This is a genomic window from Streptomyces sp. NPDC101151 (genome assembly GCF_044768335.1).
Classification (GTDB): domain Bacteria; phylum Actinomycetota; class Actinomycetes; order Streptomycetales; family Streptomycetaceae; genus Streptomyces.
In genome coordinates, this window is record NZ_JBIWPP010000038.1 from 59,310 (window position 1) to 74,787 (window position 15,478).

Below are 15,478 nucleotides of genomic sequence, written 5' to 3' on the forward strand. Positions count from 1 at the left end.
AATGGCTTATAAAAACGGACAGGCTGTCTTGATCGAAGGCGGCTTCAATTCTGTCGGGCCGGACGACGACGAATCGATGGCCGGCGACGGATTCGATCTGAAGAACTTCGAGAGACTGCCGGCTCGCGCAGTGCCGGTACGCGCCTTGTCCGCCGGACTTTCCCTGCGCCAGGGCGGGACGAACGCCGCTCACGTCCAACTGCTCCTGGACGCGGCGGGATCGTCGGAACTCCCGCCCATTCTCGTCCAGGAGGACGGCTGCCGGGTCATCGACGGGCTGCACAGGCTGGAGGCCGCCAAGCTCCGCGGCGACGACATCATAAAGGCGCGTTTTCTCGACTGCTCGGACTCCGAAGCACTCGTATTGGCCATGAAGGCCAACAGCGCGCACGGACTGCCGCTGTCCAAGGCCGACCGCGTCGCCGGAGCCCAACGCGTTCTGACCGCGCATCCCGACTGGTCCGACCGCGCCATTGCCGGAATCACGGGGCTGAGCGCGAAGACGATAGCGTCGCTGCGCAACCGGTCCGAGAGCGGGGCGCATCCCGGCGTCAAACGCCTCGGCCGGGACGGGAGGCGGCGCCCGGTGGCCGCCGGTGAGGGCAGGCGCCGAGCCGCCGAGTACATCAGCGCCAATCCCAACGCCCCGCTCAGGCAGGTCGCCAGGGAGACCGATGTGTCGCTCGGCACGGTGCACGACGTGAGCGCCCGGCTGCGCCGTGGCGTCAGCCCGGAGCGGAGCGGACACCGGGCACCCGCCGTACGGCCCGCCGTGCACCTCGACACCGGGGTCGCGGTCCACGGAGCCGTGGTCGGCGGGCTCCCGGACAACGGCGCCGTGGACCACGGGGCCACTGATCAGGCCATCACGGCGCCGGGCGCCGCCGGTGCGTCGCCACGGCGCCGGAACCACACCGACGCACCGCTCCACTGGGGCGCGGTGGCGGCCAAGATGGCCAACGACCCGGCGATCCGCTACACCGAGGGCGGCAAGGAGTTCCTGCGGTGGATGACGATGCATGCGAATGACCCGGACGGGTGGCGGAAATTCATCAACGCCCTTCCGCCGCACTGGCTCAGCGTCATCGCGCCGATTGCCGACAGCATCAGCAAGGAATGGGGCCAGTTCGCCGATCGGCTCGGCGGACAGCCGCAGCACACAGGGAAAATCCCCGCACGGCGTTCTCCCGCGGTCACGGCGGCGGCCGAAGCCGTTTCCGTGGATTGACAGCGGGGCACCAGGTGCCTGCAGCGAGGGCGGCGGGGGCCCTCGCATGCCCATCGGTGCCGCACCGAGACGGTCCACCCGTGCTCGACCGGGATTGTTGGGCTTCCCGCAAAACTGCTTCGACATCATATTCACGAGAGGGCAGGCGGAATGGCGGACAGCGGACAGGAAAAGGCAAGCGGAGTACCGCATGTGGTCGTCGTCGGCGGCGGTATCGCGGGGCTGGCGGCGGCGTTCTTCCTGCGGGACGAGCCGGTCAGGCTGACGGTCCTCGAAGGAGCGTCCAGGCTCGGCGGGAAGCTGGCCGTGTCGGAGGTGGAGGGCTTCGCCGTCGACGAGGGTGCGGAATCGCTGTACGCGCGGCGTCCCAAGACCTCCAGGCTGATCACGGAGGCAGGGCTCGGCGATCAGCTCGTGACGGCGAGCCTGCCGGGGATGGGGATCTGGACCAGGGACGACATGCGGGGGCTGCCCGCCCGCCAGTTCATGGGCGTGCCCTCCGACATGGAGGAGCTGGCCAAGGCCCGCCTGCTGTCCGCCGACGGGCTGGCCCGGGCACGAGAGGACCTCGAGCTGCCCGCGCTCGACCGGGACGGGGACGTCTCCGTCGCGTCGTACGTCGCGGGGCGGCAGGGCCAGGAGGTCGTGGACCGCCTCGTCGACCCGTTCCTCGGCGACGCGTTCGCCGGCCGTGCCGACGAGCTGTCCTTCGAGGCCACCCTGGCCCCGCTGGCCGCCGCGTCCCGCAAGTACTCGTCGCTGGCCGAGGCGGCGGGCTCGCTGATACCGCAGCCGCTCCCGGAGGGGGAGAAGCCCACGACGGGCATCGCCACCCTCACCGGCGGGCTCGGCACGCTGCCCCCTGTGCTCGCGGAGCGCCTGCTCGCCGCGTCGCCGGGAGCGACCGTGCGCACCGGAGCCGTGGTCGAGGAGCTCGTGCGGCGAGAGCGCGGCTGGCGACTGACCGTCGGTTCCGGTGCCGGCTCGGAGTACATCGACGCGGATGCCGTCGTCGTCGCCGTTCCCGCGGGTTCCGCCGGCCGGCTGCTGGCCGGGGTGTCCGGGGCCGGGCAGGCCGCAGCCGGACTCGCCGAGATCCCCTACGCCAGTACGGCGATCATCACGCTCGCGTACACCCGCAGCGCGTTCTCCGCCGGGTTCGCCGGGCTGCGGCGCCTCGGGGCCAGCGGCTACCGGGTGCCCGCGGTGGAGGGGCGCAAGGTCAGGGTCGTCACGTTCCTGAACATGAAGTGGCCGCACCTGGCGGGTGATCTGCAGATCGTGCGGTGCCAGGCCGGCGGGAGCGGCGAGGAGAAGCTGATGGAGCTCGACGACGCCGAGCTCGGCGCGCTGGCGGCGTCCGAGTTCGCCGCGACCACCGGCTTGGTCGGCGGCCCCGTGGCGACCCGGGTCAGCCGTTGGGAGGCCTCGATGCCGCAGTACACGGTCGGTCACCTGGACCGGGTGGAACGTATCCGTGCCTCGGTGGCGGCCCAGCCCGGGCTCGCGGTGTGCGGCGCCGCGTACGACGGTGCAGGGGTCGGCAACTGTGTGGCCACCGCGCGCAAGGCCGCCGACGAGGTGCTCACCTGGCTGCGGCGGGACACCACTGCCCGCTAGGGCGGGGTGCCGGCCCATGCCCCCGGTGGAGGCTGCGACCATCCGCAGCCTCCACCGGGGGTTCCTGCTGTCGGCGCCGCCCCGGCCCTGCGCCGCACCCGCCGGACTCTCCGGGACGGCGCTCGGCCGTCCGCGTCCCGCCGCTGCAGGAGCCGGTCTCCACCGAGCCGGGCCGGGCCGACGCGCAGGGCAACGAATCCCGAGCCTTCGGGTCCGCCCAGCCCTTCGGGTTCCTCCGAGCCCTCCGGGTCCCTCGCGTGCTCCGGGTCCTCCTCCGGGTCCCCCGCGCACTCCGGGTCTTCCGGGACGCACCGGATCGCGGCCGGCTCCCCGCCCCGCACACGCCGAGACCCCCGCACGGCTCCGGCCGTGCGGGGGTCCCTGGCGCGCTCAGTCGGACAGCACCGCCCGCATCCGCCGGTCCCTGGGGGCCCGCGTGCGTTCCAGGCGGGCGTCCAGCAACCGCAGCGCGGCGTCGCACCGGCCGTCCGCCATCAGGGCGTACAGCAGGGTCTCCTCCACCACCTCGCGCTGGGCGGCGCTGCCGCCGACCCGGCGCAGCACGGGAAGAAGAGCGTCGAGACCGCGGGCCGCCTCGTGGAAGCGCTCCTCGACGACCGCGGCGAACGCCTCGCACAGCGGCGCGATGATCTCGCGCTGGACCTCGTCGGCCTCGGCGGCGTGGTCGCGCAGCCGGCGCAGTGCGGCCAGGTCGCCGGCCGCCGTGAGGGCGACGGCGGAGTGCAGGGCGGTGAAGGCCGTCGAGGGCCGTTCCAGGACATCGGTCGCCACCGACCCCAGCACGTCCGCGGTCGGCAGTTCGCCGTGCCAGCTGTCGCTGAGCCGGGCCCGCCACAGCAGCGACCCCGAGTCGACCAGGGCCCGCACGCCGGTCACCCGGCCGGGCGCGAGTTGGGTGAACCACCGCTTCCGGACCGCGGCCGTGTCGTCCAGGGCCAGTTCGTGCAGGGCGATGTGCCAGGAGAAGTGCGCCCGGTGCACCGCACCGCGGCCACGCCCGGACACCCACCGGTCCAGCCAGTTCCGGCCCGCCTTGTGCGCGCCCGTCTCGTAATGGACGTGCGCCAGCGCGTGCACGGCATGGCCGGAGGCGGGCTCGGCGGCCAGCGCACGATGGGCCAGCTCGCCGGCCTCGTACATGCGCCCCTGCTCCTGGCGGAGGAACGCCAGCAGCGAGGTGTGGAACCAGTGGCCGTCGTACGCCGGTGCCGTGCGCTCGACCAGGCGCAGGGCGTAGTCGTCGTCGAGGTCGTCGACCCCGGAGAAGGCGATGGTCGGCACGGCCGCGGCGAGCGCGAGCGCGTCGCCGGGGTGGGTGTCCAGGTGCCGTACGAGGGCCGTGTCGCCGTTGTCGCCGTGGACACGGCGGGTGACGACGTCCACGAAGGAGCGCTCGCGCTCGTCGGCCCGTTCGCGGGCGCAGCGTTGTGCGTCGGCGAGGGACCGCGGGACGTCCACGGCGGCTCCGCACTCGTGGCCCAGCAACGCGAGGGCCGCGTGCCCCAGGGCGAATCCGGGGTCCAGGGCGATCGCGCGGGCGAGGGCGTCCTCGGCCCCCGAGCGGACCTTCAGGATCCGGTCGAGGCCGGTGCGGTACGCGGCGGCGGCCTCGGCGTGGGTCGACAGGGCGAGGCCGTGTCCGTCGAGGGGGCGGCGCGTGCTGCGGGGCCCGGGTGCGAGCGGCGCGAGCACCTCGTGGGCGAGGGCCGCCGCTTGGCCGCGGATCTCGGGGATCGCCGTGGTCTCCCACAGCTCGCCCCGGCGCGGAGCGCCCAGGGTGTACAGCGGGAGGCCGGCGCGCCCTCCGGCGTCGAGCAGACGTCCGTCGACGGTGGCGACACCCATGCCGAGCGGGCCGGGGACCGCCGCTTCGGCCGTGAACAGGGAGCGCCACAGCGGGTCGTCGAGACGGTGGCCCGGGCCCGTGCAGTCGATCACCCAACCGACGTGCATCGTCCGCCCGTCGGAGAGCTCGACGTCCAGGGAGCCGTCGTCGCGGGAGACGGCCGCGGTGACCGTGCCCGCGTGGACGGTCAGTCGTCGCGCCGTACGGGCGCGGGTGACCGACTCGGCCGTGGCCGGGGCCATGCGATGACGGTGGGTGTTCCACAACGTGCCCTCGCGGGCGAGGAATTCGGCGCGTTCCCCGGGAGTGAGGCAGCGCCACAGGTGTGCCGTGTGCGGGCGCAGGCTGTCCAGGGCGGGACGCCAGTCGCCGTGCATCCGCACCGAGCGGCTGACGTGGCGGTAGACGGCGCGCCGCAGCCGGTCCAGAGAAGCGTCCTCCAGCCCTTCCGGCGCGGGCATGGGGCCGGCCGGGGCGAGGGCGTGCGGCTGGGGCAGCAGGCCGTTGCGGGACAGGGCGTGCACCGTGCGGCCGGAGCGGTCGAGCGTGAGGGCGAGGTCCACGGCGGTCAGGCCACTGCCGACGAGGAGGACATCGGCGTCGTCGGCCTTCGGGCCGTCAAGGGCCCCGGCCGCCCAGGGCGCGGCGACGAAGCGCGGCGAGGCGCACAGCTCCCCGGGGGCCCAGGCGGCGGTCGGCGCGGCAGGGCCGGTGGCCAGGACCGCACTGTCGGCGGTGAGCCGCGCCCCGTCGGCGAGAAGCAGCGACACCCGGCCGTCCGGGGTGCCGGTGCAGCTCTCGGCGCGGGTGCGCAGCCGCTGCAGGGAGACCACTCCATGGGCGCGGACGATCGCCTGGCCGAGCGTGTCGGCCAGATAGGCGCCGTAGCGGTACCGGGTGGCGAAGTCCGCCGCGGTGACGGCCGGTTCACCGTGCCGGCACAGCCAGCGGGTGAAGTGGCCTGGCTCGTCGGGATAGCAACTCATGCCGCCTGCGGGCACGTTGAGCCGGTGCCGGGGATCGGGGGTGGCGTAGGCGGTGCCCCGGCCCGCCTCCGGCGCCGGGTCTATCAGGACGAGGGTGAGGGGTGTCCGGCGGCGCGTGGCCGTCTCACAGAGATGGAGGGCGGTCAGAGCGCCCGCCGCCCCCGCTCCGACGACGGCCACGGTGTACCGCTCGCGGACTGGACTCACGAAAACCTCCGGCAGTGATCGGCGGCGGAGCCGAGGAACGGAACTCCGACTTCGGTCGGAGAGGTGGTCCCGGCGCGGGATCCTCGCCGTCCTCGGTGCCGTGCCGGCGGCCGCGCCGACCGGGTGCGGCACGGAGCCGGCGGACGCCTCGGAGCGGACGCGGCGGACGGACCGCCGCGGACACCCGGCCGGGACCTGGGGAACTGTCTGATCAAGCCGCTCGGGGCGGCACGTCGGCGCCGGCCGTGTGATCCAGGACGCGGGACAGCGTGTTCGCCAGGACCTCCTCCGGGTTCTCACTGCCGCTCACGCTGCGCCATGCCACATGGTTGTCCGGGCGCACCAGCACGGCACCTCCGTCGGTGATCTGCCGGACGGCCTCCCACCCGCCGTCCACGTCGGTGAACTCCGCGCCGTCGCCGATGCGGGCCGTGACGATGGGGACCGAGAACTTCTCCGCCACCCGCGCCGCCGCCTCGCACCACGCGCCTCCGTCCGGGCCGGTGAGCAGCGCGAAGCCGGTCCCGGTGCCGGTCAGGTCGTGGGTCGACAGGCGCCGGCCCTCGCGCTCGAGCCAGACGTGCGGCAGCCGGTGCCCGGGGCGGGTCGTGGGCTGGTACACATCGCGCAGCGGTGCGCGGGCCGGCGGCTCGCTGCCGTCGGGGACGATCGCGCCCTGCTCGTAGGCGAAGCCGACCTCCAGGTCGTGCGCCTGGCATCCGCCACGGTGGGTGTCGAAGATCTCCACCGCCCGTGCCCGCACGGCCGCGCCGATCGGGGACTGCTCGAAGTACGCGGAGAACATCGCCTCCCGGCGCTGCACCGGCGCGTTCTCGCCGAGACCGATGGCGTCCAGGACGGACCGGTGGTGGAACGCCGCCGACACCGCCCAGTCGACGTTGTGCCTGGCGACGGGCCGGCGCTCCACCTCGTAGGTGTCGAGCAGACGGTCGTCCGCGCGGCCGGTGAGCACCGTGGCCAGCTTCCACGCGAGGTTGTGCGCATCCTGGATACCGGAGTTCAGGCCGAGCCCCACGGTGGGCGGCTGGCGGTGCGCGGCGTCGCCGGCGAGCAGCACCCGTCCCACTCGGTAGCGCTCGGCGAGCAATGCCTCGACGGTCCAGTTCGTGACATGGTGCAGGGTCACGTCCAGGCCGGGCAGGCCGAGGACCTCACGGATCCTGGCGACGACCTCCTGCTCGTCGAGGCCGCCCGGGTCGCTCGGGGGAAGGTGCAGCACCCATTCCCTGCAGTCCTTCCCCCAGGCCGGTCCCATCTCGATGATGTTGCTGGAAAGGCCGGGGTCGTAGGCATTGAGGAAGTGGGTGATCAGCGTGCCCTCGTGCCACCACTCGGACAGGTCGGCGGAGAAGTACGCGGTCGTGACGTCGAGCAACCCGGCCAGGCCCTGCATCTCCACACCGAGAGCGGCACCGACCGTGCGACCGCCGTCGGCCGCGATGAGGTACTGCGTCACGACCGTGGTGATCTCCCCGGACTCGACGTCGCGGACCTCGACCACGACGCGGTCGCCTTCGTCGGTGAAACCGGTCATCTCATGGCTGAACAGGATGCGCCCGGGATTGCGCTGTTCGGCGCGGCGGCGCAGGATCGGCTCCAGCCGGATCTGCGGCAGCTTGACGGGCAGGACGGGCCCGGCCGCCGCGTACCTCTCGCGCAGCTCACCGCCGCCGAAGGCGTCCATCTCATGGATCACCCGGGAATCCAGCGCGCCGTCACCGGCGAGCGAGGTCAGCCAGCGCACCTGCCCGAACTTCTCCAGCGGCGCGCCCTGTTCGGCCACCGGCCCGTCGATCCCGTGCTGTCGGAAGATCTCCATCGTGCGCTGGTTGAGGTAGTGCGCCTTCGGTATGTTCGCTGTGTCCGCGTGCCGTTCCACCAGCAGGTGGCCGACTCCGAGGTCGGAGAGAAAGACGGAGGCGGACAGGCCGCATCCGCCACCGCCCACGATCAGAACCGGAACCTCGAGCGTTCCCATATTCGTCCTTCCAGAATGTGACAGTCCAGAGGCGAGTGTCAGCTGAATCTTGGACGGCCCCGGCTGCATGACGGCGTGCCGAAGGAAACGGTACCGAGAGCGCGACGCCACCCCGCAACTTTCAGGACGCGCACCAGCGTTCCATATCGGGATTGCGGAGCCCGCCGTATTTGGCCAGCCAGGCCGAATCCGCTTGTTCCCCGTGATCAGCGCGAACTACGGCCCATTGCCCGCCACTCCACTTGCCCCATTCGGCTGCGATACGCTCGCAGCCTGTCAAGGGCCTCTTTAGTCCCGGTCAAGGATGAGTGGATTCAGCCGGATCGATGGCCGGTCCACGACCAGGACGGGGCACTGTGGGGGAGCGGCCGCCGTCGTTCTGAGCCGGCGTGCCCGGCAGGACCGCGGGTTCGTCTGCGTATCTTCTTCAGTTGAACATGAGGAACACCGCCTTGTGGCGGGCGGTCAAAGCGCCGTTCTACGCTCGGCCCCCGTGTCCAGGAATTCAGCGGACTCACATGGGGACGATGAGGGTGGTCATGAACGCAGCGTCGAATGATTCGGCAAATGCGCGGCAGTTCGCCGAGCGGCCGGTGATCGGAATATGCGCACGGACGGCTCCGGTCACGCTCCAGGGCATCGACATGTCCGTCAGCCTTTCGCTGCAGTCGCATGTGGACTTTCTCGCCTCCGCGGGCTGCACTCCTGTACTGCTGCCGTTGCTGCCCGGCTGCGAGCACGTCCTCGGTCAGCTCGACGGACTGCTGGTACCGGGCGGCCCGGACGTGAGTCCGGCGCTGTACGGAGCACCCGCACACCCCAGGACGCGCACCGGTAGCCCGGTCGTGGACCGCGCCGAACTGGCGCTGGTCAAGGGGGCGCTGGCGGCCGGCCTGCCCGTCCTTGCCATCTGCCGCGGCATGCAACTGCTCAATGTGGTCTGCGGAGGCACACTGCACCAGCACCTGCCCGAGATCACGGGCCACGACCGCCACTGCCCGGAGACAGCGGAGTTCACCCTCGGCAGGCACCTCCTGGACCTGGCACCCGGCAGCCGGATCGGCAAGATCCTCGGCGAGGACGCACCCGAGAGTTCCTGCCACCACCATCAGGGGATCGACCGGATCGGGGCGGGCCTCGTCGCCACCGGCCGGGCACCCGACGGAGTCGTCGAGGTGGTGGAGGCGACCGATCACCCCTTTGCGATCGGTGTGCAATGGGAAGCCGGCCAGACCGCGGACGACCGTCTCCACGCGGCACTCGTCGAAGCGGCCGGACTCGCTTCCCGCCGAACCGCCGCCACAACCTGATTCGCCGAACGGATTCGGCACAATATTTTTGCTGGATCCCAAGGCCCGGAAATCCTCAGGAACTTGCGCATTCGGTCATCCAGGCGGCAGCCTGATGTCCATTGAGCTCGTGCTCAGCGACGGGAATGCACAGCACGCCGGCACGCTTTTCCGTTCCCTCGCTGTGATGTTCCATTGCAGCCAAGGAGTAGTCCCGACCGACAGGAGAAATACCGATGTCACCACGGATGACCAACCCGTCGCTGGTCGTTCCCGACGCCTTGCAGCCGCTGCTCGATCTTTCCAAGGCCATCAACAAGGTCGTGCCGCTGCAGACGCTCGTTCTCGTTCATCTGCGCACGAGCCAGATCAACGGCCGTGAGATCGTGGCGGGTTCGACGGACGACGAACGCCTGCCCAAGGTGGCCACCTGGCGGGATGAGACCTGCTTCGACGACGCCGAGCGCTCCGCACTGGCTCTCGCGGAGGCCGTCACCCGCCTCGGTGACCGGGAGGACCCGGTGCCGGACGAGATCTGGGAGGAGGCCGCGAAGCACTACAGCGAGCAGGAACTCGGCGCCCTGGTCATACAGATCGGCCTGGTCAACCTCTGGAACCGCGTCAACATCTCCACCAAGCAGGTACCTCTCAACTGGCCCTGAGCGGGATCTCCAGCGGTGCGGTCACCGGAGCACGGAAGCCGTGACCGCGCCGCTGTTCACACGAGGGAAAGGGACACCGCCGTGTTGAAGCTCATCAACGCCGGCTTGGGCAGGACCGGGACGACATCACTGAAGGTGGCGTTGGAACGCCTCGGTTTTGGACCCTGTTTCCATATGTTCGACGTCGTCAGCAGTGAAAAGCGACTCAAGCAGTGGGAGAGAATCATCTGCGATGCGCAGCCTGCTGACTGGGACGCGGTATTCGACGGGTACACCTCCGCCGTGGACGGCCCTCCCGCCGTCTATTACCGGCAGATCATGGAGGCATTTCCCGAGGCGAAGGTCATTCTCACGGTGCGCGATGCCGAGCGCTGGTACCGGAGCACTTATGACACGCTGTACCAGTTCGCTCTGAAGAGCCAGGAGAACCCTCCGGAGGCCCGGTCCAGGCAGGGCCGGCTGTACCGCGTGACGAGCACCATGGTCTGGAACGGCCTGTTCGGCGGACGGTTCTCCGACAAGGACTACGCGATCGACGTCTTCCGTCGGCGCAATCTGGAGATCGCCCGCACCGTCGATCCGGACAACCTGCTCGTCTTCGACGTGAAGCAGGGGTGGGAACCGCTGTGTTCCTTCCTCGGAGTCGACGTCCCGCCGGAGGATTTCCCGCACGTCAATGACACCCAGTCCATGCGCAAGGTGCTCCAGCAGGTGGGCGGCGGCGGCTCCGCGACAGAGCCTGCGTGACGCTGGATCCTGGCCTCCCCGGCCTTTCTCCGACAGTTCACCCCGCACCGACTGCGCGCGGCACGACCCTGGCGAACCGGGTCGTGCCGCGCGCCACCATTGTGCTCACACAGAGCCATGGACGAGGTCGGCCGCGCCTGCGTTGAGGACCGCGAGCAGGGTCCGGGCCTGCACATTGACATAACGGCTGTGCCCAGCCAGCCAGTTCAGCTGACCGATGGTGATCCAGTGGTAGCCCGGCGGCGCCTGCGTGGGGGTCGTCGACTCGTCGGTCTCGACCAGCAGATAGCGGCTCTCGGCGTTGAGGAACCGGCCGCCTTCCTCGGAGTGGACCGCCGCGTAACGCATACGGGCCGGGTCCGCGTTCAGCATCAGATCGAGGAAGGGCGGACGGTGCTCGGCCGGCAGATGAGCGTAGTTCGCCGGAACATACTGAACGGTCGGCCCGAGCTCGGCGGTGTCGAGGAAGCCGCCTTCGACCCGGGCGTGCACCAGGACATGCGGCACGCCGTCGAAGACGCGGTACGCGAAGCCCACGACCCCGAGACCGACGGGTTCGAAAATGGGCTGGGTCCAGCCGGGGACCTCGCGGTTGGCGCCCTCCACGGAGACCGCCACCACTCGGAAGAACCGGTGGTCGATGCGGTGGACGGAGTGGGTGTCGCGGCGCCAGCCGGCCACCTGGCTCAGCGGTATGCGCCGGGTGTGGACGTCGTGCCGGGCGCGTTCCCCGGTGAACCAGTACCGCAGGTCGGCGTCGGACGACAGCGCCCGCGGTTCGGGCCGCGTCATCGGCGCGCTGGCCAGCACGGTGCGCGCGTCCATGTTCACCACGTTGTCCCGGCGCAGCAGCTCGCCGAGCTGTCCGAGCGTCAACCAGCGGAAGTCGTCGTCGACGGGCACGTCCTCGTCGACCTCGACGATCATGTTGCGGTTGCGCTTCTGGTAGAACCAGGCGCCGTGCTCGGACTGCAGGACGTCCGTGATCACCCGGTCCCGGTCGGGGCGGAGGAAGTACTCCAGGTACTTCACCGCCGCCCCCGCGTGCGCCTTCGTGTAATTGCTGCGGGTGGCCTGCACGGTCGGGGAGAGCTGCACCAGGTTCGGATTGCCGGGCTCCATCTTCGCCTGCATCAGGAAGTGGAGTGTCCCGTCGAACTCCTTGGCCAGGATGCCGAGGATGCCGATCTCCGGTTGCACGATGATCGGCTGCTGCCACTCCGCGTCCGGCCGGACGACATGGAGGCCCTCGACGGTGAAGAACCGTCCGCTGCGGTGCCTCAGGTCACCGGTGTCCGCAGCGAACGACCAGCCCTCCAGATTCGCGAACGGGATCTGCCGTACCCGGGCCCGGCTTGCCCGCCGACGGGCGGCCAGCCAGTCCGGCACCTCGGCGGTCGCGATACCGACGCCGGCGGTGGCCGCCGCCGAACGGGCCAGCCGATCACCGATCCCCGTACCGGCGCGCGGCCTCAGCAGCGTCCGGCCGTTCACGGCCGATCACCGCCGTTCTTGACCGGCTTCCACCACTGCGGGTTGTCCTGGTACCACGCGACGGTCTCCGCCAGGCCCTCGCCGAACGGGACGTCCGGCTCCCGGCCGAGTTCACGCTCGAACCTGGTCTGATCCAGCGCGTATCGCCGGTCATGGCCCTTGCGGTCGGTGACATGACGGATCATGTCCGGTTCCGCTCCGCACAGTTCGGCCAGCCGTCGCGCCAACGCCAGGTTGGACTCGGCCGTGCCGGCGCCGATGTTGTAGGCCTCGCCCGCCCGGCCCTCGGCGAGCACCTGGTGAACGGCCCGGCAGTGATCGGCCACGTGCAGCCATTCACGCACCTGCAGACCGTCTCCGTAGACCGGAACGGGACGTCCCTCCAGCAGGTTGGTGACGGCGAGCGGGATGAACTTCTCGGGGTGCTGGTAGGGGCCGTAGTTGTTGCAGCAGCGCGTCACGGAGACGTTCAGTCCATGGGTGCGGAAATAGGCCAGGGCCATGAGGTCGGACCCCGCCTTGGACGCGGAGTAGGGGGAATTGGGCAGCAGCGGAGACCGCTCGGTCCACGCCCCCTTCTCGATGGTCCCGTACACCTCGTCCGTCGAGACGTGCACCACCCGCTCGACACCGCCCGTCAGACAGGCCTCGAGTACCGCCTGAGTGCCCTCCACGTTGGTCCGGACGAATTCGGCGCCCGACGTGATGGAACGATCCACATGGCTTTCGGCCGCGAAGTGCACCACCGCGTCCTGACCGTCCAGCACCTCACGCAGCAGCTTCCGGTCGAGGATGTTCCCTCGCACGAAGGTGAGACGCGGATGAGAGCCCGGGATGTTCTCCCGGCGTCCGGCGTAGGTCAACTGGTCCAGGACCGTGACGTGGGCGTCCTCGAAGTCCCGATATCCGCCGTCGAGCATGGTGCGCACATAATGGGAGCCTATGAATCCGGCTCCACCGGTGACGAGTATTCTCATGAGGTCCCACCGTAGCTGGATATCCATGGTCGAAGCATTTGCTGATCCCGTTCTTGCGAGGTTGGTTGGGGCACAGCATGCAGCACGATATTGGCCTCGATTCATTCCCGGCACCTCCCAAATTGCCTGCCCGTCGACAGCTTTGTTCGTGGCAATTTGAAAGAAGACTCGCTGGGGTTTCGCGGCGAGGATGAAAAGGCGGGAAGTCGTGACCCTCGCCCGCGAGTTCACCCGACCCCGAGCCAAAGGAAGTCCGGCGTGCGTGTCCTCATAGTGCCGTTTCCCTGGAAGACGCACCTGTTCAACTTGGTTCCGCTGGCGTGGTCGTTGCAGACGGCCGGTCACGAGGTGCGCGTGGCCGGCGAGCCGGATCTGCTCGGCGCCGTCACCGGGGCCGGGCTGACGGCCGTCGGCGTCGGCTCGGGCGAGACCGTGACACAGCGAACCCGGCGAGCCCGGCGCGAAGGAGCCCTGCCGCCTCCCGAGCAGGGGTTCGGCCTGGGCGAACCCGCGCCTCTGTTCGATGTACGACCGGATCGCGAGCGGCTGAGCTGGGAGCAACTCACCAAGCTCTACGACACGCTGGTGGTTCCGCGCACGGAGCTGTCCAACGACACGATGATGGACGATCTGGTCGGATTCTGCCGGGAGTGGCGGCCCGATCTGGTGCTCTGGGGCGCGAAGACCTTCGCGGGAGCGGTGGCCGCCGCCGCGGTGGGAGCGGTGCACGCCCGTGTGCTGTATTCGGGCGATGTCTACACCCGTATGCGTGAGGACTACCTGCACGCCAAGGCCCTGCGTCCGCCGGCGGAACGCGTCGACGGGCTGCGTGACTGGCTCTCGGGCTGGGCCGGGAAACACGGCGTCGAATTCTCCGAGGATCTGGTGAACGGGCATGTCACGATCGACCCGCTTCCCGAGTCGTTCCGGCTCGACAACGGGCTGACCACACTGCCGATGCAATTCGTGCCCTACAACGGGCCGGCCGTGGTGCCGCGATGGCTTGCGGAACGACCGGGGGCGCCACGGGTCCTGATGACGTTCGGCGGCTCGATGACCGACGGGCCGGCACTGCACGTGCTCTCCGTCGACCGTATGCAGGAGATCCTCGACGCGGTGGGCGACCTGGAGATGGAACTGGTCCTGACCCTGCCGGCGGATGTCCAGCGGCGGCTGCGCCGGGTGCCGGACAACACCCGGCTCGTGGGCTCCGTGCCTCCCGCCGAGATCCTGCCGTCCTGTGCGGCCCTGGTGCATCACGGCGGGACCTGGTCGTTCGGATGCTCCCTGCGCTACGGCGTCCCTCAGCTGCTGATCAGTCAGGCGGTGGACGCTCCGCTCAAGTTCCAGTACCTCGACCGGACCGGAGCCGGACTGTCCATGACGCCGGCCGAGGTGGACGGGCCCGGAGTCCGCGCCGCACTCGTACGACTGCTGGAAGATCCTTCCTTCCGGGCGAACGCTCAGCGACTCCAGCAGGAGGTGCTGGCCATGCCCGCCCCCAACGAGGTGGCGCGAACCCTGGAAGAGCTGGTTGTCGAAAGGAGCACGTCGTGCGGATCTCGGCCATGACGGTCCCGGGCGCGTACCGGATCGAACCCGAGCCGTTGGGGGACCTGCGGGGACACTTCTTCGAGTCCGTGCGGCGCAGTTCCCTGCTGGCCGACACCGGCTTCGAGCTGAACATCCGGCAGGTCAACTTCTCGGTGTCCAAGCGGAACACGCTACGGGGTATCCACGGCACCGTGGTCCCGCCCGGCCAGGCGAAGTTCATCACCTGTGTGCGGGGGCTCGCGCTCGACATCGCCGTCGACCTCCGCGTGGGCTCGCCGACGTTCGGCCACCACGACATCACCTACCAGAGTCCCGAGTCCGGTACGGCGGTGTACCTTCCCGACGGGATCGGCCACGCGTTCCTCGCTCTCGCCGACGACACGACCATGTGCTACCTCTGCTCAGCCGAGTACGTACCGGGCACCATGATCGATGTCGACGCGCTCGATCCGGAGCTGGCTCTGCCGTGGGAGCTGAGGGAGCCGCCGATCCGCTCCGCCAAGGACGCCGCCGCTCCCACACTCGCCGAGGCGGCCGCCGCCGGCCTGCTGCCCACCTATGAACAGTGCCCGTCCCGCCCGATCCCCCTGGGGACCGGCATCGGGTGACACCCGAACGATCTGGACGTCCTGGACGGGCGAGGCCATGCAGATGGCCTCGCCCGTCGGCGTTGCCCGTGCGGAACGGCCCACGCTCGGCAGTCGGCAGTCGGCACGGGAACGCGGCGGGGGGGGGGGGGGGGGGGCCGGGGCGGGGGGGGCGCGCCCCCCCCCGCCCCGCCCCCCCCCCCCCGGGCCGCGCGCGCCGCGCCCCCCCGCCCCGCCGCCCGCGCCGCGGGCGCGCCCCCG

The 15,478-nt window shown here is 70.5% G+C and carries 11 protein-coding genes; 7 read left to right on the top strand and 4 right to left on the bottom strand.

The genetic code is table 11. From position 1 onward, the window contains the following. Positions 1 to 28: 28 nt before the first annotated feature. Both ACIRU3_RS39475 and hemG read left to right on the top strand, forming a co-directional pair. Positions 29 to 1,228, top strand: a complete 1,200-nt coding sequence (locus tag ACIRU3_RS39475) for a ParB N-terminal domain-containing protein (protein WP_404067381.1) — start codon at positions 29 to 31, stop codon at positions 1,226 to 1,228. 150 nt (positions 1,229 to 1,378) lie between these two features. Then, positions 1,379 to 2,848: a protoporphyrinogen oxidase gene (gene hemG / locus ACIRU3_RS39480; protein ID WP_404067384.1), complete on the top strand. Its 1,470-nt coding sequence runs from the start codon at positions 1,379 to 1,381 to the stop codon at positions 2,846 to 2,848. Between the two features lie 390 nt (positions 2,849 to 3,238). On the opposite strand, the gene ACIRU3_RS39485 is transcribed toward hemG, so the two are convergent. Beyond that, positions 3,239 to 5,908, bottom strand: coding sequence for an FAD/NAD(P)-binding protein (locus tag ACIRU3_RS39485; RefSeq protein WP_404067387.1), 2,670 nt, complete (start codon positions 5,906 to 5,908; stop codon positions 3,239 to 3,241). Between the two features lie 211 nt (positions 5,909 to 6,119). After that, complete coding sequence (locus tag ACIRU3_RS39490; protein ID WP_404067390.1) at positions 6,120 to 7,907, bottom strand: FAD-dependent monooxygenase; 1,788 nt, start codon at positions 7,905 to 7,907, stop codon at positions 6,120 to 6,122. 539 nt (positions 7,908 to 8,446) lie between these two features. Between ACIRU3_RS39490 and ACIRU3_RS39495 the strand changes: the two genes are divergently transcribed. From ACIRU3_RS39495 to ACIRU3_RS39505, 3 genes are all read left to right on the top strand, one after another. Next, the gene (locus ACIRU3_RS39495; RefSeq protein ID WP_404067393.1) at positions 8,447 to 9,217 is read left to right on the top strand and encodes a gamma-glutamyl-gamma-aminobutyrate hydrolase family protein; all 771 of its coding nucleotides are present in this window, start codon (positions 8,447 to 8,449) and stop codon (positions 9,215 to 9,217) included. A 215-nt stretch (positions 9,218 to 9,432) separates the two neighbouring features. Then, positions 9,433 to 9,858: a carboxymuconolactone decarboxylase family protein gene (locus ACIRU3_RS39500; RefSeq protein WP_404067395.1), complete on the top strand. Its 426-nt coding sequence runs from the start codon at positions 9,433 to 9,435 to the stop codon at positions 9,856 to 9,858. Positions 9,859 to 9,939: 81 nt separating this feature from the next. Beyond that, on the top strand, positions 9,940 to 10,605 hold the full coding sequence (locus ACIRU3_RS39505; RefSeq protein ID WP_404067398.1) for a sulfotransferase family protein: 666 nt from the start codon (positions 9,940 to 9,942) through the stop codon (positions 10,603 to 10,605). Positions 10,606 to 10,710: 105 nt separating this feature from the next. Here ACIRU3_RS39505 and ACIRU3_RS39510 read toward each other — a convergent pair whose 3' ends face one another. Together ACIRU3_RS39510 and rfbB are read right to left on the bottom strand one after the other, a co-directional pair. Further along, complete coding sequence (locus ACIRU3_RS39510; RefSeq protein WP_404067401.1) at positions 10,711 to 12,099, bottom strand: NDP-hexose 2,3-dehydratase family protein; 1,389 nt, start codon at positions 12,097 to 12,099, stop codon at positions 10,711 to 10,713. Next, complete coding sequence (gene rfbB, locus ACIRU3_RS39515) at positions 12,096 to 13,076, bottom strand: dTDP-glucose 4,6-dehydratase (RefSeq protein ID WP_404067404.1); 981 nt, start codon at positions 13,074 to 13,076, stop codon at positions 12,096 to 12,098. Before rfbB ends, ACIRU3_RS39510 begins: the two co-directional genes overlap by 4 nt. Positions 13,077 to 13,334: 258 nt before the next feature. Here rfbB and ACIRU3_RS39520 point away from each other — a divergent pair, with 258 nt between their 5' ends. Together ACIRU3_RS39520 and ACIRU3_RS39525 are read left to right on the top strand one after the other, a co-directional pair. Continuing rightward, positions 13,335 to 14,648: an activator-dependent family glycosyltransferase gene (locus ACIRU3_RS39520; protein ID WP_404067407.1), complete on the top strand. Its 1,314-nt coding sequence runs from the start codon at positions 13,335 to 13,337 to the stop codon at positions 14,646 to 14,648. Beyond that, positions 14,645 to 15,238 (top strand): dTDP-4-dehydrorhamnose 3,5-epimerase family protein, encoded by a 594-nt coding sequence (locus ACIRU3_RS39525; protein ID WP_404067409.1) that lies wholly within the window; start codon positions 14,645 to 14,647, stop codon positions 15,236 to 15,238. Before ACIRU3_RS39520 ends, ACIRU3_RS39525 begins: the two co-directional genes overlap by 4 nt. Positions 15,239 to 15,478: the final 240 nt, after the last annotated feature.